Below are 24,510 nucleotides of genomic sequence, written 5' to 3'. Positions count from 1 at the left end.
ATTTTTAAAACTTCGTAAGTATAAATCGTATTTAAATTAGTTTACCATTGGTTTGTACTTGCCCCGGTTGTCAAAAATCATCCAAAGGTTAATCAATAACATCGGACCGGCAATGGCCAAGCCTTCGGGCATGTAGGTAGCATTGTGCAGAACGATACCGACCATTACAGGTAAAATGACAATGGCTCCCAGCGCACGTGTTTTTGGAATGGCAAATAGTAATCCGCCCAATAGTTCTATTACTGCAATTAATGGCATTAGCCATTTAATTGTACCCATTGCCATGCCCGCTTTTAATACTTCTCCTTCTAATTTCGGCATTGGCCAAAAATGAAAAAATTTGTCGAGCCCTGCGTTAATGAACATTAGCCCAAAAAGTACGCATAAAATTAGTTTTACAATTTTCATTAGTTTAGTTCTTAGTTTTTGATTTACTTAAAGTTAACTAAAAGTAAGACGGAAATGAAACAGTGTGTAGAGGGGAAGATCGCAAGTTGGAGAAATAGGCAAGATCGCAGTTCTGTCCGTCATTTCAAACGAGGAGAAATTTAGCAATTTGTTTATAGAGGTTAGGTTTCTCCGCGCTCGAAATAGCGGAATATCAAAAGGATTACCTGACCCTAGTGACCTAAACCCGATTGTGCGGAAATCCTTTTTGTTGGTGTGATCTTGAGTTTGTCGAAGGATTGGTTGTTAATAAATGCTTCGATAAACTCAGCATGACAAGGTTTAACAGCAAAGCAAACAAAAAGATTGTAGCGAAAGCGGGGCTGAAATCACCAAAGAACTTCTATTTTTGCTTTTCGAAAAACAAAAAAGTGCTATTCCCAAAGGTGGAATGGTTGTGTTTCCTCTGAAAAAAAAATATTTTTTAACGTGCTTGCAACCTTTTGGTAGAAACCTACATCTACCTTTATGCAAGCGAACAAATGAAAGTGGCTAAATTATATACGTTAGATGAACTGATGGAAGGCTGTAAGGCTGGCAACAGGCAGATGCAGGAGATGCTATACAGGCAGACTGCATCGAAAATGTTGGCGGTTTGTATGCGCTATGCTAAAGACAGGATGGAGGCCGAGGACGTATTGCAGATGGGTTATGTAAAGATTTTTCAAAAGGTGAGGGAGTTTAAGGGGGAAGGTTCTTTTGAGGGATGGATACGCCGCATTATGGTGAACACTGCTATTGAAAGTTACCGGAAGAATTTACGCTCGTTAAATGTAGTGCCTATTGAGGATGCTTATGAACAACCGTCGAACGGTTTTGATTTTAGCAGCCTAGGGATGCAGGATTTGATGAAAGTGATACAGAAGTTAGCCGATGGCTACAGGATGGTGTTTAACATGTACGTGATTGAGGGATACTCACACAAAGAAATTGCCGAAACTTTAGGGATTACAGAAGGTGCAAGCAAATCGCAGCTTTCGAGAGCTAGGGCGATTTTACAACAGGAAATTTTAAAATTGGAGGGCTTTGGTTATGCAACACATGCCGGATAATGATTTTGACAATTTGTTTAGAGACAAATTTATGAATGCAGAGGTTGAACCCTCAGCAAATTTATGGGCCAATATTGAGGGGCAATTAGGTGTTAAACCTAAGCGTAAGTTCCCATTGATGTGGGTGGCAGCGGCCAGCGTGGTGGTAGTGGCATCGGCTGTGATGTTTATGCAAAGCGGAGAAAAGATTTATCTGCAAAGCACCACTACAGAAGTTGCGGCAGTACAATCTGTGGTAGCGCAACCCGTTTCGACTGTTGAAGTAGCAAGTGCAGCAAATGATACCGCACCTGCTGCTAGCCCTAAGGTACATGCGGTGGCTAATCGCATCCTTGCAAAACAGGAGGTGCCAGCAGCCGTTTTGGCGAACTTGGTAGAGGAGCCAAAAAATAATATTGCCTTGGTGCAACCATCTACTTCAAATGAGCATCTACCTATTAAACGAGCCGAAGTTAAAGCCTTGGATGTAGTGAACACGGCAAATGTAGTTCCAGATGTGAATGCAATTTCGAATAACGAAACCATGATGGCTAACTTAGGTAAGTTGACTGATGACGATACCGCAGATCAAGCTGTTGAAGCGAATAAAAAAGGCATACGTAACATGGGCGATTTGATTAACTATGTGGTTGAAAAGGTAGATAAAAGAGAAAAGAAGCTGATCAAATTTAATACGGATGATGATGATAATTCATCGATTATTGGATTGAATATTGGCTTTGTTAAATTGAATAAGAAAAATAATAAATAGGAGCAGGATTTTGGGATTAAAGGATTAGCAGGATGATTTTATAGCCGTTTAATCTTTCAACTTCCAGCCTAGAAATAAATAATAAATAGGAGCAGGATTTGGGATTAAAGGACCTTCCAACATTTCAACTTTCCAACCTTATAACAACATAAACAAACACACAAATGAAACATCTAATTTTAAAAGTTGTATTGGTAAGTGGACTTACTTTTATGGCAGCAGGAAGCTTAAAAGCGCAAGAGGTTAAAGATAGCGTGAAACGCAAAAAGTTTGAGATTAACTACGGCGTTGGCATTACCATAGGTGAGAAGAAAGATAGTACGGGCAAGGTTGATCAAAATAAAGGCCGCTTTGTGGGGGGGATTACCTTTACACGTTTGGATATTGGTTTGGCCAAATTGATTGACAATGGCAGTTTCACCTTATCGTCGGCCAATGATTTTCTTGACTATAAACCTTGGAAAACAAGTACACTTTCTTTTGATGTTTTGCAGTTTGGCTATAGGTTTAACAACCACTTTAAAATTTATTTGGCAGGTGGTTTTGATTGGACGCATATTCGCTTGGACAGAGACATTACGATCCAAAAAAACAAACCAACTTTAGAGTTTAAGGAAGAGGATGTGATTTTTAGTAAAAACCGTTTCTCAAGCAGTTACGTTCATATACCATTAAACTTTGAGTTTAGAACTAAGGAAAACAACCACGGTAAGCGTTTTAGATTTGTAATTGGACCTGAAATAGGATTTTTATTAGGTGGAAAGGTTAAACAGATCAGCGATGAGTTCGGTAAGGTGAAAATAAAAGATGATTACCATTTTGCGCCTTTCCGTTACGGAGGTACAGTGAGAATTGGCTACGGAGGCTTAGGTTTATTTGCTAAATACAACGCCAACGATATGTTTGATACGGATGCACAAAAAGGCTTAAAAAGCATGTCGTTTGGTTTAACGTTTGGATTGAATTAAACAGGCTTTAAAAAACGCTCAATAGTTATTGGTTAAAACCAAACAATAACATACACAACACACAAATTAAACGTCCTGCTCTTTTTAAGGGGCAGGATTTTTTATTGCAAGCCAGTAAATCGGAAAAGTGAAAAGCCATTAGACAAATGCGAGTACAATCTTAACTTTCCAACTTTCGGTCTCCATTACTTCTGTACTTTCTCTATCTTTATGCCGTGAGTGAACAAATCTTAAGCATCCAGAACTTAACTAAGCAACATCAAGCCGATCAATTATCGGGTATTTCTGAAGTTAGTTTCGATATTCAAGCGGGCGAAATTGTTGCCATCATTGGCGAAAGTGGTAGTGGTAAATCTACTCTGTTAAAATCTATTTATGGTTTATTGAAAGTAGATGAAGGCGAGGTGTTATTTAATGGGAAACGTGTGAAGGGGCCCGATGAGCAGCTTATTCCTGGGCATGTCGATATGAAAATGGTGACTCAGGATTTTTCGCTGAACATTTACGCCAAGGTGTATGATAATATTGCCTCTATGCTTTCTAACACCAATGTGGCGTTTAAGCAGCAAAAAACCATGGAGGTAATGGAGCATTTGCGCATCACCGCCCTAAAAAACAAAAAGATTATTGAACTGAGTGGGGGCGAACAACAACGCGTTGCCATTGCTAAGGCATTGGTGAGCGATACTAAAGTGTTGTTGTTGGATGAGCCTTTTTCGCAGGTTGATGCTATTTTAAAGAACCAGCTGCGGGCAGATATCAAGCGTTTGTCGAAAGAAACTGGATTGACCATCATCATGGTTTCGCATGATGCTACGGATGGTTTGTTTATGGCAGATCGTTTGGTGATTTTAAAAGAAGGCAAATTGCAGCAGGAGGGCAGGCCAAGAGAAGTTTACAACCATCCAACCAGTACCTACACTGCCAAAATGTTGGGCAATGCAGTGGTACTTTCTAAGCAACAAGCACAACAGCTAGAACTTAAGGTAACGAAGGAGCAGGTTTGTTTTTATCCAGAATGGGTAGAGTTAAAAGCAAGTTGGTCGGCCAAGAAATTTAATGTAAGAGACATTTACTACAAAGGTTTTTATGATGAATTGCTTTTGGAAAGAAATGGCGTGCACATTAGGGCCTTGCAACTGAACAGCGGCGAGCATAAAAAAAACGACCAAGTGTATGTACACATTGGCCGCTTTTTGGAATTTTAACATTATTAACAATTAACCACAGATACACAGATTTCTAAGAAATCTATTTAAGAAATATTTTATCTGTGCATCTGTGGCCTTAAATTTTTATTGAGTAGGATTTTGGGTTAGCTTTCCAGCATAGGCGTTTATGGCACTTTGCGGAATATAGTAAACTACCCTAAAGTCTGTAGCCGCAATACTAGCAGTTTGGCTTTGTGGTCCAGGATAAGCTCTAGTAAGTGCTTTCCCATTTCGGAAAACGTCGAAACTACGCTCAGCTTGATAAGCTAGTTCTAGTTGTCTTTCTTTATCAATTCTTTCGCCAGCATTGGTTGCATTTAAAGAAGTGTAGCCACCATTTACAATTGAGCGGTTTCTGATGGTATTTAAATCGTTAAGTGCCGAAGTATAGTTTTGCAATTTAGCATAGGCTTCAGCTCTGTTTAAATAAACTTCTCCCAATCTGCTGATCAGCGGTGAGTGTAGTTGAGAGTCTTCGCCTTCACGAGAACATTTTACAATATAAAACTGCGGATATACGCGATTTAAGGTAATGAAGTTGTCGATTACCCCAGTATAAGTTTTACCATCTTTATAAGTGATGCTGTAAATTTCTTGGGTAGCATCAATTGGTGTTAAGGTAAAAACGTTTGTTCCTTCAGCGCAAGTAATGTTACCGCCATTACGGGTGGTGTTTAGTTGCACATAGTTAGAGGTATTGTTAACATCGTCTTTAATGAATCTGAAAACTTCAGTAGTAGCGCCCGATGAGTTTTTGGAGTAAGTAGGCTCAATAAAGGCAGCTCTTGCATCTACAATTTTATATTTGTTAGGTCTCCAATCATTTCTTCCGGTTTCATCCAAAAGCGCAAGGTATTTAGCGCTGGAATACATTTCTCCCCAGCCCATGCCTCCAATGTTCGAGTACATACCGCCTACACCATAATAGTGATCGAAGCCAGAGAATTCTGAGGCAACGCGTTTAATCGCAAAGATCGTTTCCTTGTTGTTTTCTGGCGTGTAGGTATTGTATTTCATGAACTGTTCTCTAGGTAATAAACTGTATTGAGGAGAACTGATCACTTTATTGGCATAATCTACGGCTAGTTGTGCAAAAGCTTGATTTGGATTTTCGTAAGTTCCGCTCATGTAAAGATACACTCTTGAAAGCATGGCTTGAGCAGCTGCTTTGGATGCAAAAATAGGACCTCTATTTACAGTAATTAACTCCTCTGCCTTTTTTAAGTCAGCAATGGCTTGCTCATAAGTTGCTTTTACGGTAGATCTATCTGGAAAAGTGGCATTTTTAAGGTCTTCTGGTGTACCATTTACAATTGGAACGCCCAAATTGGTTTCTGGGTTTTGATAATACGGACGACCATATGCTCGAACCAGATAAAAATACATCATTCCACGGATGTAATAGCATTCTCCAATTTTGCTATCTAAAGTGGCATTTTTTCCAAGAGGGATCATGTTAATGATGTTTGACGCCTGAGCAATGGCTTTATAGCTGCTATCCCAAAAAGTGGTTAATCTGCCATTGTTGGGCGTTCTCGCAAAAGAGATAAATTCATAAAAAGCATCAGTAGAAGATCCCCTAATCACAATATTATCGCCAGCATATTCGCCTAAACGATGCATTGGATCTGACCAAGCTTTAAGCTGGGCATAGGTTCCATTTAATAAACCATCAATTGATTCTTCTGGATTGGCTGATATCTCTTTCGATCTCATCGAACCATAAGGTTCTCTATCAACCTTACAAGAAGATACCGCAAGCGTTATAAGTAATATCGTTAATATCTTTTTCATTATATTTTGTATTTAGAATGAAACATTTAAGCCTAACATGAATTTTCTCGTCATAGGATAAACACCTGGTCCTGTAGAAAATAAAACACTTCCGCCACTAGTTGGTATTTCAGGGTCTACGCCCGAATATTTAGTGATCACGAATAGGTTTTCTCCAGATAAGTATACTCTAAGGTTTCTGATGTTGTATTTTTTCAAATTTACTTTATAGCCCATTGTTAGTGAACGTAACCTGAAAAAGTCATTGCTTTCTATGAAACGAGAAGAAACAGAATTTCCCTTATCTTGGTTGTTGTAGCGGGCAATTGGGTGAGTAGCCACATCTCCTGGCTTTTGCCATCTGCTCCAGCCATCCATTAATCTCATTTGATTCCTGTCGGTATAGGTTCCATCCGCATCATATTCTTGACGAGAATAGTTATACACTCTACCACCTATTGAATAACCAAATACCGCATTTAAATCAAAATTTTTCCATGTTAGCGAGGTATTAATGCCGCCAAAAACATCTGGTGTAGCCTTGCCTAGCTTTTCTTGCGTTGCTTGTGCGTAGTTAGAAGTTGTTGTTCTACTGATTTCGGCTCCATTAGCATCTCTGGTTACTCTGTACCACATGGGTAGCCCGTTATCAGGGTTTACACCTGCCCATTCTGGCATGTAATAAGTATCAACTGGCAAACCTATTTGTAGTAATCTACTTGCAGAACCAGCTATACCCAAACCGTCACTTTGTATGATGTTTTTTGCACTATAAGTACCATCTGGATTTCTTGTTTTATAAATGTCAGTTAGCTTGTTTCTGTTGTGACCAAGGTTGATATCAAGACTCCAGGTCAGATCTTTACTGCGAATAATATCACCTCCTACTGCTATTTCTATACCTTCGTTTCTCATCTCTCCTACGTTTTGAGCCATTGAGCCCAAGCCAGAAACTTGAGATATTGGTACATTTGTAATAATGTTATCGGTATTTTTGATATAATAATCTACAGAGAGTCTTAATCTATGGTTAAATGCAGCCACATCTAAGCCAAGCCCTTTGGTATAAGTTTGTTCCCAAGTTAGCTCACTATTTCCTGCTTGACTAATTAACAAACCTGGTACACCATTGTAACCTGCTGCGGTATTTACGGCATACAAATCAAATTGTGGATATAAGCCAGCAGGACGATTACCCACCGTACCATAAGCGGCTCTTAACTTTAAGGTGTTGATAAAGTTAGCCTTAAACCATTTTTCGCGGTTAATGTTCCAACCGCCACTGATAGAGAAGAAATCACCATATTTTTTTCCGAAATTGGATGCACCGTCCCTACGTATAGAGAACTGTGCCAGATATCTTCCATCATACGCATAGTTGGCGTTAAAAAGATAAGATTGTACAGCCCATTCGTTAATGCCTCCTTTGGTTCTTTCTGGTTTTGAAGTTACATCCAAAACTTCAAAACCTGGTACTATCCCCGTTCCATATACATCTAATGTTTTAGCCCAGTAATCATTAAATTCATAACCTGCCAAAGCATTTAAATCGTGTTTACCCCAAGTGTTGTTGTAACGCAATAATTGGTTGGTATATCGTCTTGCATATTCAGATCTGTAATCAGTTACACGGCCTAATACACTTTCACCTCCGCTAGATCTAGGGTCGGTGTAGCCGCTTCCTGAATACGTGTTGTACCTGTAATTGTTAACAGAAGAGAAGGTAAGATTTTTGGTGATTTTGATATCGAAATCAAAATTTCCCATGAACTCGTAGTTGGTATTGGCAGATTTGTTCCATTGCAAATCATATAGATAGTTGGTGCTTACACTATTTACCCAAGTACTAGAGCGGTGAGGGACTAGGTTTCCATTTGCATCATACGGGCTATCCCATGGCAAATTGGAATACATGGAAGTCACAGAATATTGTTGGTCGGTTACTCCACGACGAGACCCAACGATAGATGGTTTAATGGTTAACCAACTTAATGGTTTAAAAACAGTATTTAACCTGAAGTTATAACGCTCATAGTCGTAACCTCTAACTGCTCCCGACTCATCGTAGTAACCAACGGATAGGAATGATTGAAGTTTCTCGGTGCCACCTTGTATAGAGACGTTATGGTTTTGGTTAAAACCTTCTCTGGTTGCTAGGTCCCACCAGCTGAAATTGCTATTGCGTAACTCTGGTTTCCAGCGTGGAAAGCTAATGGTATTGGCGTTGGCAAAAGAGGCAAAATAATCATAAAGCTCTGCGCCATTCATTACCTGTAGGTTGCCATTAGTTAGAGTAGTTAAACCAGCTCTAGAGGAAACATCTATACTCATTTGTCCAGCCTTGGCTCTTTTGGTAGTTACTACCACTACACCGTTAGCTCCTTGAGAACCGTAGATTGCAGTAGATGCAGCATCTTTTAAAACGGTAATGTTTTCAATGTCCTCTGGGTTTAGTTCGCCTGGGCTTGAGCCTATAATTACACCATCTAATACCCAAAGAGGGGATGTAGTTCCGCTTAAGGTAGCCTGACCACGGATAACTACTGCGCCAGCGGCCCCTGGTTGGCCAGAGCCTGGTGCCACAAATACACCAGGTGCTTTACCTGCAAGCAAGTTTTGTACGTTTGGAGAGGTTACGTTTTTTAATTCAGTGCCCTTAATGGTGTTTAACGAGCCCGTTAAACTTTCTCTTTTTTGAGTGCTATAACCTACTACTACCAGTTCGCCTAAGGTTTCCGAAGATTCATTCAGCATAATGTTACCTAAAGAAGCTCCATTTACGGTAACTTCTTTAGTGGTATAGCCTATAAAGTTAATGACTAAAACATCTCCCGTTTTGGCTTGGATGCTAAAGTTACCTGCATTGTCGGTAGAAGTAACTTTGTTGGTGCCTTTAACGGTTACGGTTACCCCTGGAATGCCAAGTCCATTGGCGTCTTTAATGGTTCCCGAAACGGTTTGCTGGGCTACCATTTCCTCCGTATTATTTAGATTTTTGTAGATAGCGATGTTTTTTGCGCTGGCGAAAGTGGAGACCCCTACCGTAAGTATGGTGGCAACTTTCATGGTGGCAAAAAAGAGATGGAAAGGTTTTTCTCCCTTTAATCTCTGAAGTGGATTGTTTCTTGTCTGGTTAGTTTTTTGTTTCATTGGAACTGAAGTTTTGTTCTTAATGCACTTAGTTAGTTTGGTGAAGTGTAATGCTTCAAAATCGGTCAATGGTTTTTGTAAGGGTTTGTTTCAAGTTGTTATGGTATTAATTATGGATTAATCTTTTTCATCATGAGAGCGATGGGTAGATCTAATTTGTTCATTCCTGTGGATGACTAGAATGAAAATGATTTTAGGTCATAGGTCTGCAAAGATTTGTTTTTGGCTAATAGTTTGGTTAGTAAGTATTAGCAAATCTAAAGCATGGGTAGATAAGGTTTCTATTAAAACTTAGCGCAAACGCTTGCGCAATGAGGCATGTTTTTCAGATGACAAATGGGATGATGAATGCTTTTAGCATGCATATGAGGTAACACGGATAGTTGTGTAACTTTTTAATATGTTTTTGTACGCAAACGTTTGATTTTTGTGAGGGTAAGAGAAACTTTTGCCAAGTATTTTTTCACTATCATAAATGAGTGAATGCGTTATTATAAATTGCAAGCTTCAAGTAGCTTGCAGGAAGGTGTCATGTTAAGAATGAAAACCCTATGTAGCCAGCGGGAAGATGTTATCCTAAGGATGAAAGCTCCATGTAGCCAACAGTAATGTGTCATGCTAAGGATTAAAGCTCCATGTAGCCAGCAGGAAGATATTATCTACAGAATGAAAGCCCCAAACTATAAAATAAAAGCGGGCAGTGCTATAAAAACACTGCCCGCTTTTTAAATTTTAGAGATATTAGCTTACTGGAATGATTCCACCAGTACTATTTTTACACGGGTTCTACCAGTTGGCTTAATTGGCTGGAAATCCTGATTGTCGGAACTTTGAACATCAATTGTCAATGATCCAGGAGTTACCGAGTAGCTGTAAGCATCAACATTATAAACAAATGGTAATTGTTCATAAAAATCTGTGTTTCCTCTAGAGACATATACTAATATCCCGTCATTTTCAAACGTTCTACGATTGATGCTTGGCTCATTAATAGTTGCAGAATACGTCAATCCATCATTGCTTAATTGCCATTGATTTGCTTCAATGTATTTAATGATTGTTAAATTGTTAGGACCAACAATGGTGTCTTTCTTGCATGAAGCCAAACCTAGTGTGGCAACGCAGAGTAGGAGTAGGGTTAGTTTTTTCATCTTGTTGTGGTTTGTTTTTGGTTTAGAAACTCCTACGGTGTGTATTAGGATATTTCAAATTCAAATTTCATTTGTGTGTTATTAAACTTATATCAAAACTATTGCCAAAATATTAGTAAGGCTTGTGCCAAAAAATAAAATTTAATAAACAAAACTAGAGGAGCGTTGTTTTTATCTGTTTTAAGCCACTTTTATAAACTTGTGTAACAGAAAAAATGTATAATTATTTTTTTGAATACTACGCTGTTTGGTTGTGAAATGGATATTTTTTTGGAGTGCTTTAAATAGAAATAGGAGACACTAAGGGTCTCCTATTCATTAGTATAAAAAGTAATGGAAAAGTTTTATTGTTTGCCACAGATGCACAGATGTTTTAATCAGATTTTTTATCTGTGTATCTGTGGCTAATTTTTAAACCAAATACTCAAACAAAGTTGCATCTTGGTTCAGTTCAATAACATCAAACTTAAATTCCTTTAGGCGTTGTAAAATCCCAGCGTAATCTTCTTTTTTTGCTAATTCAATCCCTACCAAGGCAGGTCCATTTTCACGATTGGTTTTTTTGATGAACTCAAAACGGGTAATGTCATCCTGTGGCCCTAAAACTTCGTTTACAAAAAGCTTTAAAGCCCCTGGACGCTGCGGGAAACGCACAATAAAGTAATGCTTCAATCCTTCGAAAAGTAACGACTTCTCTTTGATTTCCTGCATCCGTTCAATGTCGTTATTGCCGCCACTTACGATACATACTACCGTTTTGCCCGCAATTTGATCTTTTACTTGCTCTAATGCAGCTACAGACAAAGCCCCAGCAGGCTCCACTACAATGGCATCTTCGTTGTACAGTTTTAAAATGGTGGTGCAAATTTGTCCTTCTGGAATTAAATAGGTTGAGCTTAGTAAATCGCTACAATATTTATAGGTAATCCAGCCCATTCTTTTCACTGCTGCGCCGTCTACAAAACGTTCTATATTTTCTACCGTTACAGGTCCACCGTGTTTCAGCGCTTCACTTAACGACGGCGCACCCATAGGCTCCACCCCAAAAACTTTAACGTTGGGTTTTACGGTTTGCAGGTAAGCGGTTACGCCTGAGGCTAGGCCACCACCGCCAATTGGCACCACAATGGCATCTAATTCAGGTAAATCCTGATATACTTCCATCATCACCGTAGCTTGTCCTTCAATTACTTTCTCATCATCAAACGGAGGAATAAAAGTGGCCGATTTTTCTTCACAATAAGCCAAAGCCTCTTTTAAGCAGTCGTCGAAAGTATCGCCTACTAAAATCACCTCAATGTTATCGCCGCCAAACATATTTACCTGCGTAATTTTTTGTCTGGGTGTAATTTCGGGCATAAAGATGACACCTTTAATGCCTAGTTTTTTGCAAGAATAAGCTACACCCTGTGCGTGGTTGCCTGCACTGGCGCATACTACACCGTTCTTTAATTGATCGGCAGTTAGTCCGCTAATTTTGTTGTAAGCACCGCGTAATTTATAAGAACGTACAATTTGTAAATCCTCTCGCTTCAAATAAATATTGGCATTGTACTTTAACGAAAGTCCTGCGTTATACTCCAGCGGAGTTCTTTTTACCACCCCTTGTAAGGTTGTAAAAGCTTGTTCGAAGTCGAAAGTATGTGTTGTCGTTGTATCCATTTTCTAAATCCATCGTATGACGGAGCGTTACATTTTTATTCTATTTTTTTTTGAAAAGCAGTTGCAGCTTTTCATCGGTTACGATAGTCCCGCTATCGTTACAAGTTTTTGTTTTAACCTCGTGCTGTCATTCCGAGGGACGAGGGATCTATTTCTTCAATGCCTTACGATAGATCCTTCGCTACCGAAATATCGGTACAGGTTGCGCTCTGGATGATAAGTTAAAAACAAAAAGCTTTCCACTGCTATCGGGTTTAGTTCACTTAATTCAATGTATGATGTACTTCCTCCCCCTGCCCCCTCTGAGAGGGATACATGGTGGTTAGGCAATTAATTGTGAGTTGTCGGAGATTGCTTCGTCGTTCCTTCTCGCAATGACGAAAATAGATGCGTCACTGCGAGGATACGAAGCAGTCTCCATTAGCTCAACTTGGTTGCTAAATGCAAAGCCACTAATTGGTTTAAGTCATCATCATTGATGCCTTGTTTGCTATCCGCTAAATCTAAAAATGCGGTGTAAGCAATGGCTAATTGTTCTTTATCTAAAGTATGTCCCAATCTATCTAAGTGATGTTTCAAAGCATGTCGACCACTTCTTGCGGTTAATACAATGGTTGCATCAGGGAAACCCACATCTGTAGGCTTAATAATTTCGTAGTTCTCACGGTTTTTCAAGAAACCATCTTGGTGAATACCCGAACTGTGTGCAAATGCATTGGCACCCACAATGGCTTTGTTAGGCTGCACTGGCATATTCATTAAGTTACGCACTTGGTGACTGATTTCGTAAATGCCTTGGGTGTTGATGTGGGTATGAAGTCCTAAAGATTTGTGCGTCTTCAAAATCATCACTACCTCTTCCATAGAAGTATTACCAGCACGTTCGCCAATACCGTTAATGGTACACTCTACCTGACGGGCACCATTTTGCAAGCCAGCAATAGAGTTAGCCGTAGCCAGTCCCAAATCGTTATGGCAGTGACAAGAAATAATGGCCTTGTCGATATTTTTTACGTTCTCTTTTAAGTACAAGATTTTAGAGCCGTATTGATCTGGCAGGCAGTAACCATTGGTGTCTGGAATATTTACTACTGTAGCGCCAGCAGCAATTACCGCTTCAATCATTTTGGCTAAGTATTCGATATCGGCTCTGCCCGCATCTTCTGCGTAAAACTCTACATCTTCCACATATTTTTTTGCATACTTTACCGCTTCAATAGCACGCTCTAAAATTTCTTCTCTAGTGCTGTTGAACTTGGTTTTAATATGCATGTCAGAAGAGCCAATACCTGTGTGGATACGTGGTCTTTTGGCATAACGCAAAGCATCGGCAGCTACATCAATATCATTTTTATTGGCTCTGGTTAAAGCACAAATAATAGGGTCGTTTACTGCTTTAGAAAGCTCAATTACGCTATTAAAATCGCCAGGGCTCGAAACAGGGAAACCTGCCTCAATTACATCTACACCTAGTAGTTCCAACGATTTCGCAATTTCAATTTTTTGAGGGGTGCTTAATTGGCAACCTGGCACCTGCTCGCCATCACGCAAGGTGGTGTCAAAAATGTGTACTTTATTTGGGTCGTGTAACATAATATTTGAATTAAAAAGTAAAAATTCAAAAGGCAAAAGCCTGTTTACTACTTTACTCTAGGTTTCTAACTTTTTTAATTTTAACTTTTTACTTTATCAAGCCCAGCACTTTATTCCCCATTTCTTGCGTGCCTAACACTTTGCTTGCTTCAGTATTTTGGTCGGCAATATCGCCAGTTCTGTAACCATCTTTTAAGGCTTGATCTACAGCGTTTACCAAAGCCTTTGCTTCTTCTGGTAGACCAAAACTAATTTCGAGCATCAGTGCAGCCGAGAGGATGGATGCCAGTGGGTTAGCTAGGTTTTTGCCAGCAATATCATGTGCCGAACCGTGGATAGGCTCATAGAAACCAACACCGTCACCTACCGAAGCAGAGGCGAGCATACCCATTGAACCAGCAATTTGGGAAGCTTCATCGGTGAGGATATCTCCGAAGAGATTAGCCGTTAATACTACATCAAATTTCTTCGGATTTTTGATCAACTGCATGGCTGCATTGTCGATAAACATGTGCTCGGTTTCTACGTCAGGATATTGTTTGGCAATTTCCTGTACCGTTTCACGCCATAAACGAGATGATTCCAATACGTTTGCTTTATCTACTGAACATAATCTTTTACTACGTTGCTGTGCTGCTTGATAAGCTTTGTGCGCAATGCGTTCTACTTCATATTTATGGTAAATCATCAAATCTGAAGCGGTATTTCTGTCTTCCGAACGTTTCTTTTCGCCGAAGTAAACGTCGCCAGTTAATTCTCTGAAGAATAAAATATCAGTTCCTTTTAAGATGTGTGCTTTGATGCTTGAGGCTTCCAGCAATTCATCGAATAATAGGATGGGGCGAAGGTTGGCATATAATCCCAGTTCTTTTCTGATTTTTAATAAACCTTGCTCAGGTCTAACTTTTAAAGAAGGGTCGTTGTCGTACATGGCGTGACCAATGGCACCAAATAAAATGGCATCACTTTTACGGGCTTTCTCTAAAGTTTCGTCGGGTAGCGGATTGCCTGTCACTTTGATAGCGGCATGCCCCATTAAAGCCTCATCAAAAGTAAATTCGTGATTATAGTTTTTTGCAATTTGATCTAGGGCAGCTTTTCCCCATTGGGTTACTTCTTGGCCAATGCCATCACCAGGTATTACTAATATATGCTTCTTCATTGTATGTTTTTTTGAGCGTCTTCTTGTGTTTCAATCCTTTTTAAGTCGGTCGTCATTTCGAACATAGAGAGAAATCTAGCATCAAGAATTGGGTGTTAGATTTCTCCTCGTTCCTCGTCGAAATGACGGATTTATTTAAGGTATCTGCTATACGCTTTCTAATTCTTCTTTCTTTTTATAAATGTGGTTATGTATCACTTCGCCTTTGCTGAGCAATAGCTGATGTGTTAAATTTTTCGGTAGCTGGTCATCGCTGTGCGATACGTAAATCAAGGTTCTGTTGGTGGTGCACAAACCATCAATTAAGGTATTAAATTGAAGGGTTTGATGCGCATCCAAGCCTTGACAAGGCTCATCCAACACTAATAACTCTGGGTTTTTAATCACCGTTCTGGCCAATAAAACCAAGCGTTGTTTACCAAGTGGCAACTGAGCTAATAAATCATTTTTATTCTCGGTTAAACCAAAGTATTCGATGAGTTCATCTACCTGTGTGCGTTTGTGCCAGCCAATTTCTTTGTATAGTCCAATGCTGTCGAAAAAGCCAGAGGCGATGCTTTGCCAAACGGTGGCATTAAAATCAAAATACCAATGTAATTCTGGGGAGATTAAACCAATATGCTCTTTAATATCCCAAATGCTTTCGCCCGAGCCACGTTTGTTGCCGAAAAGATAAATCTCGTTGGCATAAGCTTGCGGATGATCGCCATTCACTAAGCTTAACAAAGTTGATTTTCCCGATCCGTTATGACCTTGCAATAGCCACTTTTCACCAGCCTTAATTTCCCAATTCACGTTTTTAAGCACTTGCTTTTCGCCATAGTTGATGTTTACATCCACCATTTTGATCAAAGTCTCACTGCTTGAAGGCGGTGCTTCATGTAAAAACTCGGGAATAGGGCGATCTTCGATCACGATTTCGTTTCTGGTGCAGAAAGTGAAATGTTCCTCCAATTGTCCGTCAATGATTTCGCCATACCTATTGATACAGGCAGGGATTTCGGTTTCATTGCTGATCAAGATGATTTGTACACCTTCGGTGGTTAATCTATCTAATAAATTGTTAAGGTTTTGACGAGATTGAATATCTAAACCCGTGTAAGGTTGGTCTAGTAACAATAGCTGTGGTTTTAACCATAAAGCTTTTACCAGTTGCAGCTTTTTATGTTCACCGCTTGACAGCTCGATTAGCTGTGCATTTTTAAGAGGAGCAAAGCCAAGTGCTTCTAAAATAGGTTCGGACTTGGCCAAGTTCAAATTGTTTTCCTCTGCGTAATGTGCCAACTCGGCATTTACGGTTAAGGTGTCTTGTACTTGTTGTGCATTATAGCGCTGTTGGTAGTAGAAATTGGCTACGCCTTCTACATTTTTAAATTGATACCATTGGGCAATGTACTGACAGACGGGTCTCGCATTGCTTTGTCGATCAAAATTGACGACAATCTCGTCTGTACTTTTTTCTATACCCGCAATGGCTTTCAATAAGGCTGTTTTACCGCTGCCGCTAAAGCCAGTCAATAACCAATTTTCTCCCTCTTGGATAGTCCATTCCAAATCCCTTAACACGGTTTTATTGCCGTATTTTAAATTGAAGTTGGAGATTTGAACTATTGGATTACTCATTTTATTTAAGTCAAAAGTTTAAAGTCAAAAGTAAAAATCAAGTTTAACGTCGATTACTTTAACTTATAATGTTTTTGGTTGGTAAGCTCGGTTTTGCTCGTAAGCTTCAATCAAATCAGTTTGACTGCGAACGAAATCGATGTCATCGTAGCCGTTAATCAAGCATGATTTTTTGTACGGATTGATCTCGAAACTTTCCTTTGCTCCAGTCGCATCAATGGTTACCGTTTGTTCTTCAAGGTTTACCGTTAATGATGAATTAGCATCTTTGGCAACTTGCACAAAAATGGCTGCTAAAAACTCATCACTTACTTGAATAGGCAACAAGCCATTGTTTAGGGCATTTCCTTTGAAAATATCAGCAAAGAAACTACTGATTACTACATCAAAGCCAGCATCCTGAATAGCCCAAGCAGCATGCTCGCGGCTACTGCCACAACCGAAATTTTTACCTGCAACCAATACCTTGCCACTGTAAGTAGAGTCGTTTAATATGAAATCTGCTTTAGGGGTATTATCACCATTGTAACGCCAATCTCGGAATAGGTTTTCACCAAAGCCTTCACGTGTAGTAGCTTTTAAAAACCTTGCTGGAATAATTTGGTCGGTATCTATATTCTCAATAGGTAATGGTACTACCGATGAGCTTAATGTTTCAAATTTTTTCATTTTAACTAGTATCAAGTAGCGAGTATCAAGTATCAAGACTCGTCTGTCGCTTATTTCATTACCATTAATTCTAGGTTATGTTGTTTGGACTTACAACTTATCATCTAAAACTTATTACTTCTTTATTGCTTTTATCCTTAATCTTTTATAATCTGCTGTCCACTCCCCATCTTTAAAATGATTGGGTTTTAGCATGCTTACCGCTAAATCGGTCACTGCTTTAGCTTCGTCTTCATTTAAGTTTACAAAAGCGTGTTGTGCAAACTGATTGATCCACTTGAGCATGCCGTCTTCGCCTACCAATTTGGTTGGCCTGTCAAACAGCCACATTTGTTCTGTTTCAAAACCTGCCGATTCTAACAGGGTTGCGTAATGGCTAATGGAAGGGAAAAACCAAAAATTAGAAATTACCCTGTGCTCCAAATGCAGTTGTTTGGCAGCAGCTTCAATGGCATCCACAATAGATTTGATATTTCCTTTGCCCCCAAATTCGGCCACTAAACGACCACCATGTTTCAAACTTTTATAAATGCCTCGGAGCAATCCTCTTTGGTTTTCTATCCAGTGAAAAGTGGCATTACTAAACACTGCATCAAACTCACGACTATAATCCAATTGAGTAGCATCTTTTTGCTCAAACGAAATGCTAGGGTAGGTTTGTTTGGCCAATTCTACCATCTCCGCAGAAGCATCAACTCCCAAAACAGTTGCGCCAGCCTCTTGGATTTTAGCAGCCAAATCACCAGTGCCACAACCCACGTCTAAAATATTTTCTCCCTCTTTTGCATCAAGCCATTGCAAAACATCTGCTCCGTAATCAGATACGAAATGATGCTGTTCGTTGTAAAGCTTGCCGTCCCAATATATTTCTGGCATATTTTCTTTTTTTTATCACCTTAGACACCCAAGGGCATTTAAGTTATGGATATGTGCAGTTTTTAACTTTTAACTTTTAACTTTTTCAAAGTGTTCTACAGTAGGGAAGGGTTCGTAAAAATGGTGTAATAAAACTTTCCATTCTTGATATTCTTCCGAGCCTCTAAACCCTAGGGTGTGTGCTTCCAAATCTGTCCAGTTTACTAATAAGATGTACTTGGCAGGATCTTCAATACATTTTTGAAGTTGATGCGAAACATAACCTTCCATGCTTGCAATAATTTGTTGAGCCTTTGCAAAAGCCGCTTCAAACTCTGCCGTTAGGTTTGGGATTACGTTTAATATGGCAACTTCTAAAATCATATTTTTTTCTTGTCATTCTGAGGAACGAAGAATCTGTTTCATCGCTTGGAGATGCTTCCTTCGTCAGCATGACAGGTATGTTAAGCTTCTTCCAACAACTCTCTTACATCCGTAATTTTACCTGTAACCGCTGCTGCTGCCGCTGTTAACGGGCTTGCCAGCATCGTTCTTGCGTTTGGTCCCTGACGGCCCTCGAAGTTTCTGTTCGAAGTAGAAACACAATATTTTCCTTCTGGAATTTTATCCTCGTTCATTCCCAAACAAGCCGAACAACCTGGTTCGCGTAATTGGAAACCAGAGGCTTCAAAAACTTTATCCAAACCTTCTGCAATGGCTTGTGCTTCTACTTGTTTAGAACCAGGAACAATCCAAACTTCTACATTGTCGGCTTTCTGTTTGCCTTTTACAAACTCTGCAACGGCACGTAAATCTTCAATACGAGAGTTGGTACAACTTCCAATGAAAACATAATCTACAGGTTTACCCAACAAGCTTTCGTCATCAGCAAAGCCCATATAATCTAAAGCCTTTTTGTAAGATACTTGCTCGCTTTGTGGCTGAGCGCTAGTTGCAGGAATATGTTCGGCAATGCCAATACCCATTCCAGGGTTGGTACCATAAGTAATCATTGGAGCAATGTCAGCAGCATTGTAAGTTAATACGGCATCAAATTTTGCATCCTCATCACTATATAAAGTTTTCCAGTAGGCCAAAGCTTTGTCCCATTCTTCGCCTGCTGGGGCAAATTTTCTGCCTTTTACGTATTCGAAAGTGGTTTCGTCAGGCGCAATTAAACCACCACGAGCACCCATTTCGATACTCATGTTGCACACTGTCATCCGCGCTTCCATGCTTAATGAACGGATGGCCGAACCTGCAAACTCTACAAAATAACCTGTACCACCAGCGGCAGAAATTTTAGAGATAATGTAAAGGATAATGTCTTTTGCACCCACACCTTTTCTCAACTCTCCATTTACCTCAATTTTCATGGTTTTAGGTTTTGATTGTTGCAAACATTGCGTAGCAAAAACCTGCTCCACCTGTGAAGTTCCAATACCAAAAGCAATGGCACCAAAAGCACCATGTGTTGAAGTATGACTATCGCCGCAAACCATGGTTTTTCCTGGTAGGGTAATGCCCAGTTCAGGACCAATCACGTGTACAATTCCTTGGAAAGGATGACCTAAACCATAAAGTTCTACGCCAAACTCCGCACAGTTTTTAGTCAACATATCTACCTGGTATCTCGAAAGCTCTTCCTTGATTGGTAAATGCTGATTTAAAGTAGGTACGTTATGGTCGGCAGTAGCTACTGTTTGTTTCGGACGGAAAAGCCCGATGCCACGTTTTCTCAAACCATCAAAAGCCTGAGGCGAAGTAACCTCGTGAATTAAATGCGTATCAATGTACAAAATATCAGGAAAGCCCTCTTCACGTTTCACTACGTGAGCATCCCATATTTTTTCTACTAATGTTTTCGCCATCTTTTTATAAATTATTTATAGTTAGTTTGTCAGTCTGAACTTGTCGAAGACTTTTCCGTAAAATTAGAAAAGAATTCCTTCGATGGGCTCAGGATAACATTCTTTTTTGTAGACCTCGCAGGTTTTTAAAACCTACGAGGTCTGGTATTATTCTTTAAATTCTCCTCCCCAAAAGGACGGTTAGGTGGTGTTTTACGCGGTCTTAATCGACTTCATTGCAGTCATTGCCTTACGCAATTTTCTACCTACAACCTCCACTTGGTGGTCACGTAAAATCTCATTAATCGCTACTAGCTCAGCATTATCTACCGAACCATCTTTACCCTCGTTAAAGTTTTTACCCACTAAATCAGTATCTACCGTTTTCATGAAATCCGTTAACAAAGGCTTGCAAGCTTGGTCAAATAAGTAGCAACCATATTCAGCTGTATCAGAAATTACACGGTTCATTTCAAACAATTTCTTACGAGCAATCGTGTTGGCAATTAGCGGAGTCTCGTGTAGCGACTCATAGTAAGCAGACTCTGGTTTAATACCAGCCTCAACCATGGTTTCAAAAGCCAATTCTACACCAGCTCTCACAAAAGCAACCATCAAAGTATAGTTGTCAAAGTACTCTTGTTCGCCAATTTTTACATCACCAGCGGGTGTTTTTTCGAAAGCAGTTTCACCTGTTTCAGCTCTCCATTTCAATAGGTTTGCATCGCCATTAGCCCAATCAGCCATCATGGTGCTGCTAAATTCGCCGCTCATGATATCATCTTGGTGCTTTTGGAATAAAGGACGCATAATGTCTTTCAACTCCTCAGAAATTTTGAAAGCTTTAATCTTCGCTACATTGCTCAAACGGTCCATCATACCACTTACACCACCATGTTTTAAGGCTTCGGTAATCACCTCTACACCATATTGTACCAATTTAGAAGCATAACCAGCATCAATTCCTTTTTCAACCATTTTATCGAAAGAAAGGATTGAACCCGTTTGCAACAAACCACATAAAATAGTTTGCTCGCCCATTAAGTCAGACTTTACTTCAGCCACGAAAGATGATTTCAAAACACCAGCTCTGTGACCACCTGTACCCACGCAGTAAGCTTTAGCTTGTGCCAAACCTTTACCTTCTGGGTCGTTTTCAGGGTGTACGGCAATTAAGGTTGGTACACCAAAACCTCTCAAATACTCCGCTCTAACCTCCGAGCCAGGGCATTTAGGTGCTACCATAATTACAGTAATGTCTTTACGGATTTGCATGCCTTCCTCTACAATGTTGAAACCGTGAGAATAAAGTAGGGTAGAGCCTTGTTTCATTAACGGCATTACCGCATTTACCACCGCAGTATGTTGTTTATCTGGCGTAAGGTTAATCACCACATCCGCAGATGGGATCAATTCTTCGTAAGTACCTACTTTAAAATTGTTGTCAGTCGCATTTTTCCAACTATCTCTTTTTTGCTCGATAGCTTCCTTGCGCAACGCATAAGATACATCCAAACCGCTGTCTCTCAAGTTTAAACCTTGGTTTAAGCCCTGAGCGCCACAGCCTACAACTACCAGCTTTTTACCTTTTAATGCATTTACGCCATCCAAAAACTCATCGTTTTCCATGAAATCGCATACACCTAATTGGTTCAATTTTTCTCTAAGTGGTAATGTGTTAAAATAATTTGCCATTGTTCTATTTAGTTTTTTAGTGATTGCATTTATTGTGATTGTACAGATATTTGCTACACTGATTTATTGTTTTATTGGTTAATTTTTTATTCGGTTTAATTTCACCGATTTCTATACTATTTATCTTTATTCTTTGCTCCTTAATCCTTGCTCTATTTTCTGGTAAAGCATGGTTCTGTGCGCTTCGGTTATTTTAGTCCCGCTTTTTGCTTCAATCTTTTTGGTCATCCGTCATTCGCTCCTTTGTCGTCATTGCGAGGAGGAACGACGTGGCAATCTTTTTCGCTAGATTAACCAAAAAGTATTTCCGCTTCAATCGGGTTTAGTTTACAAAGTCCGGAAGTCCGAGAAGTCCGCAAGCTATAGAGTGGTAAAACTCGGTCTTCCCGTCTTTTCTGACTTTTCCAACATTCGGTCTTCCCGACTACTTCCTACATCGTAAAAATCTTATCGCCCTTATCCAAGAACTCATTTTCTACACGTTCTTCTCCTGGTTCTTCCGCTTCAAATTCTTTCAGCTTTTCATGGAAACCAGCGCTATCTTTAATGATGGCCACTCTAGCACTTCTCACAAATTCAATCAAATCATAAGGTTCCAGTGCTTTTACCAAGGCATCAGTTTCTTCTTTATGACCAGTTACCGAGAAAACGGTATAGTCTTTTCTGATTACTACCGCCGTTGCGCCGTATTGTCTCAACAAACGCTCTACGGTTACTTTTTCGGTAATCTCTTCAGTAGATACTTTGTAAAGGGCCAGTTCTTGCCAAATCACTTCGCTATCCGTATTGAAGTACACTTTCAGCACCTCAACTTGCTTCTCAATCTGTCGGGCTAATTTCCTTACCACTTCATGACTTTCGTTAATCAAAATGGTAAAACGGTGTATACCTGCAATCTCAGAAGGGGAAGTGTTTAAGCTGTCGATGTTGATTTTCCTTTTCGAAAATATAATCGAAATGCGGTTCAATAAACCAACCCTGTCTTCAGCATAAACCGTAATGGTGAAATCCTGCTTGCCTTCGTAGTTGGCATCTCCAGGGATATATTTTATGGTGTCGTTACTCATTGTTTTTTGGATTAAGGATAAAGGAATAAAGATGAGTGACAATCGGTCTTTTATCTTTTGTCCTTGTTCTTTGCTCTAATTATTTCAATCTAATTTCGCTTACGCTACAACCTTGTGGTACCATTGGGAAAACATTGTTTTCCTTGCCTACCATTACTTCTAAAAGGTATGAACCTTCGTGGTTAATCATGGTTTCCAATGCTTTTTTAAGTTCAGCTCTTTGGTCAACCTTGCTAGCCTCAATGTAGTATGACTTGGCCAGGGCTACAAAATCAGGGCTGGTAATGTTCACAAAAGAATAGCGTTTGTCGTGGAATAACTGTTGCCACTGACGTACCATTCCCAAGAACTGGTTGTTTAAAATCAAAATTTTAACGGCTGCACCAAATTGCATAATGGTTCCTAATTCCTGTGGAGTCATTTGGAAACCACCGTCGCCAATAATGGCTACCACTGTACGCTCTGGAGCGCCATATTTAGCCCCAATAGCTGCAGGTAAACCAAAGCCCATGGTTCCTAAACCACCCGAAGTAACATTGCTACGTGTTTTGTTAAATTTCGCATAACGGCAAGCCACCATTTGGTGCTGACCAACGTCAGTTACAATTACCGCGTCGCCACCAGTAAGTTCATTTAAGGTGCGCAACACTTCACCCATGGTCATTTCTTCACCAGAAGGGTACAACTCAGGGGTAATGACTTGGTCTATCTCTTGCTGGTTGTAGTCCCTGAAAAGAGCAACCCAAGCTTCATGTTTATTTTCTTTTACTAGGTTGGTTAAAATTGGAAGTGTTTCCTTACAATCGCCCCAAATGCCCACTTCAGCTTTTACGTTTTTGTCAATCTCAGCCGGGTCAATATCCAAATGAACCACTTTTGCCTGTTTCGCATATTTATCCAGACGACCAGTTACACGGTCATCAAAACGCATCCCGATAGCAATTAAAACATCACATTCGTTGGTTAACACGTTTGGTCCGTAATTACCGTGCATGCCTAACATCCCTACGTTTAACGGATGGTCGGTTGGAATGGCACCTTCGCCCATGATTGTCCAAGCAGCAGGAATACCTGTTTTCTCGATAAATGCTTTAAATTCTTTTTCTGCACCACCTAAAATCACTCCTTGACCAAATAATACAAAAGGTTTTTTAGCATTATTAATTAGTTTGGCGGCTTCCTCAATAAATTCAACCCTCACTTTTGGTTTAGGTCGGTAACTGCGGATATGGTTACATTTTACATAAGCTTCAAACTCTTCGATTTGTAGCTGCGCATTTTTGGTAATGTCAATCAAAACAGGACCAGGTCTACCGCTTTTGGCAATGTAAAAAGCCTTAGCCAGTACTTCTGGAATTTCCTTCGCATCCGTAATTTGGTAGTTCCATTTGGTTACGGGCGTAGTAATGTTAATCACATCTGTTTCTTGGAAAGCATCGGTACCTAAAAGGTGGGCAAATACTTGTCCAGTGATACAAACCAAAGGCGTACTGTCAATTTGCGCATCAGCCAAACCTGTTACTAAGTTGGTAGCCCCTGGACCACTGGTTGCAAAAGCAATACCCACTTTTCCGCTGGTGCGAGCATAGCCTTGTGCAGCGTGGATACCACCTTGTTCATGGCGGACCAAAATATGTTGTAGTTTGTCGGCATAGTCATAAAGCGCATCGTAAATAGGCATAATTGCACCACCTGGGTAGCCAAAAATAGTGCTTACACCCTCCTCAATAAGGCAGTTCAACAACATTTGTGAACCCGAGCCTTTAAAGGTAGGGGAGCTGCTGGTTGTCGCCTTTTTCGTTTCTGTATCTTGTAAGGTTTCCATAGTTTC

General features: G+C 39.9%; 19 protein-coding genes. 4 read left to right on the top strand and 15 right to left on the bottom strand.

The annotated features are described in order from the left end of the window. Positions 1-36: 36 nt before the first annotated feature. Positions 37-408 (bottom strand): DoxX family membrane protein, encoded by a 372-nt coding sequence (locus tag DUT70_RS09945; RefSeq protein ID WP_113647161.1) that lies wholly within the window; start codon positions 406-408, stop codon positions 37-39. Positions 409-929: 521 nt separating this feature from the next. On the opposite strand from DUT70_RS09945, the gene DUT70_RS09940 reads away from it, so the two are divergent. From DUT70_RS09940 to DUT70_RS09925, 4 genes are all read left to right on the top strand, one after another. Then, complete coding sequence (locus tag DUT70_RS09940; protein WP_113647228.1) at positions 930-1,499, top strand: RNA polymerase sigma factor; 570 nt, start codon at positions 930-932, stop codon at positions 1,497-1,499. Positions 1,500-1,530: 31 nt separating this feature from the next. Next, positions 1,531-2,250 (top strand): hypothetical protein, encoded by a 720-nt coding sequence (locus DUT70_RS09935; RefSeq protein WP_128353345.1) that lies wholly within the window; start codon positions 1,531-1,533, stop codon positions 2,248-2,250. Positions 2,251-2,414: 164 nt separating this feature from the next. Further along, entirely contained in the window at positions 2,415-3,218 is an 804-nt protein-coding gene (locus tag DUT70_RS09930; RefSeq protein ID WP_113647159.1) for an outer membrane beta-barrel protein, read from the top strand. Positions 3,219-3,433: 215 nt separating this feature from the next. Further along, complete coding sequence (locus DUT70_RS09925; RefSeq protein WP_113647158.1) at positions 3,434-4,426, top strand: ABC transporter ATP-binding protein; 993 nt, start codon at positions 3,434-3,436, stop codon at positions 4,424-4,426. 87 nt (positions 4,427-4,513) lie between these two features. On the opposite strand, the gene DUT70_RS09920 is transcribed toward DUT70_RS09925, so the two are convergent. The 14 genes from DUT70_RS09920 to ilvB all read right to left on the bottom strand — a co-directional run bounded on the left by DUT70_RS09920 (position 4,514) and on the right by ilvB (position 24,504). Then, positions 4,514-6,223: a RagB/SusD family nutrient uptake outer membrane protein gene (locus DUT70_RS09920; RefSeq protein ID WP_113647157.1), complete on the bottom strand. Its 1,710-nt coding sequence runs from the start codon at positions 6,221-6,223 to the stop codon at positions 4,514-4,516. Between the two features lie 12 nt (positions 6,224-6,235). Next, a complete protein-coding gene (locus DUT70_RS09915; RefSeq protein WP_113647156.1) occupies positions 6,236-9,352 on the bottom strand; it encodes a SusC/RagA family TonB-linked outer membrane protein in 3,117 nt (1,038 codons plus the stop codon). Positions 9,353-10,098: 746 nt separating this feature from the next. Further along, complete coding sequence (locus DUT70_RS09910) at positions 10,099-10,503, bottom strand: hypothetical protein (protein WP_113647155.1); 405 nt, start codon at positions 10,501-10,503, stop codon at positions 10,099-10,101. A gap of 411 nt (positions 10,504-10,914) precedes the next feature. After that, positions 10,915-12,165: a threonine ammonia-lyase IlvA gene (gene ilvA / locus DUT70_RS09905; RefSeq protein ID WP_113647154.1), complete on the bottom strand. Its 1,251-nt coding sequence runs from the start codon at positions 12,163-12,165 to the stop codon at positions 10,915-10,917. 420 nt (positions 12,166-12,585) lie between these two features. Beyond that, complete coding sequence (locus DUT70_RS09900) at positions 12,586-13,758, bottom strand: 2-isopropylmalate synthase (RefSeq protein WP_113647153.1); 1,173 nt, start codon at positions 13,756-13,758, stop codon at positions 12,586-12,588. An 88-nt stretch (positions 13,759-13,846) separates the two neighbouring features. Further along, positions 13,847-14,920 carry a 3-isopropylmalate dehydrogenase gene (gene leuB, locus DUT70_RS09895; protein WP_113647152.1) on the bottom strand — a complete coding sequence of 358 codons (1,074 nt, stop codon included), beginning with the start codon at positions 14,918-14,920 and terminating at the stop codon, positions 13,847-13,849. A 147-nt stretch (positions 14,921-15,067) separates the two neighbouring features. Further along, entirely contained in the window at positions 15,068-16,543 is a 1,476-nt protein-coding gene (locus DUT70_RS09890; RefSeq protein ID WP_113647151.1) for an ATP-binding cassette domain-containing protein, read from the bottom strand. 63 nt (positions 16,544-16,606) lie between these two features. Continuing rightward, positions 16,607-17,212, bottom strand: a complete 606-nt coding sequence (gene leuD, locus DUT70_RS09885) for a 3-isopropylmalate dehydratase small subunit (RefSeq protein ID WP_113647150.1) — start codon at positions 17,210-17,212, stop codon at positions 16,607-16,609. A gap of 114 nt (positions 17,213-17,326) precedes the next feature. Then, on the bottom strand, positions 17,327-18,088 hold the full coding sequence (locus DUT70_RS09880) for a class I SAM-dependent methyltransferase (RefSeq protein WP_113647149.1): 762 nt from the start codon (positions 18,086-18,088) through the stop codon (positions 17,327-17,329). A gap of 69 nt (positions 18,089-18,157) precedes the next feature. Beyond that, entirely contained in the window at positions 18,158-18,451 is a 294-nt protein-coding gene (locus DUT70_RS09875) for an antibiotic biosynthesis monooxygenase family protein (protein WP_113647148.1), read from the bottom strand. A gap of 80 nt (positions 18,452-18,531) precedes the next feature. Next, positions 18,532-19,938, bottom strand: coding sequence for a 3-isopropylmalate dehydratase large subunit (gene leuC / locus DUT70_RS09870; RefSeq protein WP_113647147.1), 1,407 nt, complete (start codon positions 19,936-19,938; stop codon positions 18,532-18,534). Positions 19,939-20,130: 192 nt separating this feature from the next. Then, positions 20,131-21,612 (bottom strand): ketol-acid reductoisomerase, encoded by a 1,482-nt coding sequence (ilvC, locus tag DUT70_RS09865; RefSeq protein ID WP_113647146.1) that lies wholly within the window; start codon positions 21,610-21,612, stop codon positions 20,131-20,133. A gap of 431 nt (positions 21,613-22,043) precedes the next feature. Next, on the bottom strand, positions 22,044-22,679 hold the full coding sequence (gene ilvN / locus DUT70_RS09860) for an acetolactate synthase small subunit (RefSeq protein ID WP_113647145.1): 636 nt from the start codon (positions 22,677-22,679) through the stop codon (positions 22,044-22,046). A 79-nt stretch (positions 22,680-22,758) separates the two neighbouring features. Further along, entirely contained in the window at positions 22,759-24,504 is a 1,746-nt protein-coding gene (ilvB, locus tag DUT70_RS09855; protein WP_113647144.1) for a biosynthetic-type acetolactate synthase large subunit, read from the bottom strand. Positions 24,505-24,510: the final 6 nt, after the last annotated feature.

Source organism: Pedobacter chitinilyticus (assembly GCF_003313385.1).
GTDB classification, from domain to species: Bacteria; Bacteroidota; Bacteroidia; order Sphingobacteriales; family Sphingobacteriaceae; genus Pedobacter; species Pedobacter chitinilyticus.
The sequence above is the reverse complement of the archived record's forward strand: the minus strand, read 5'-3'. Positions and strand labels throughout refer to the sequence as shown.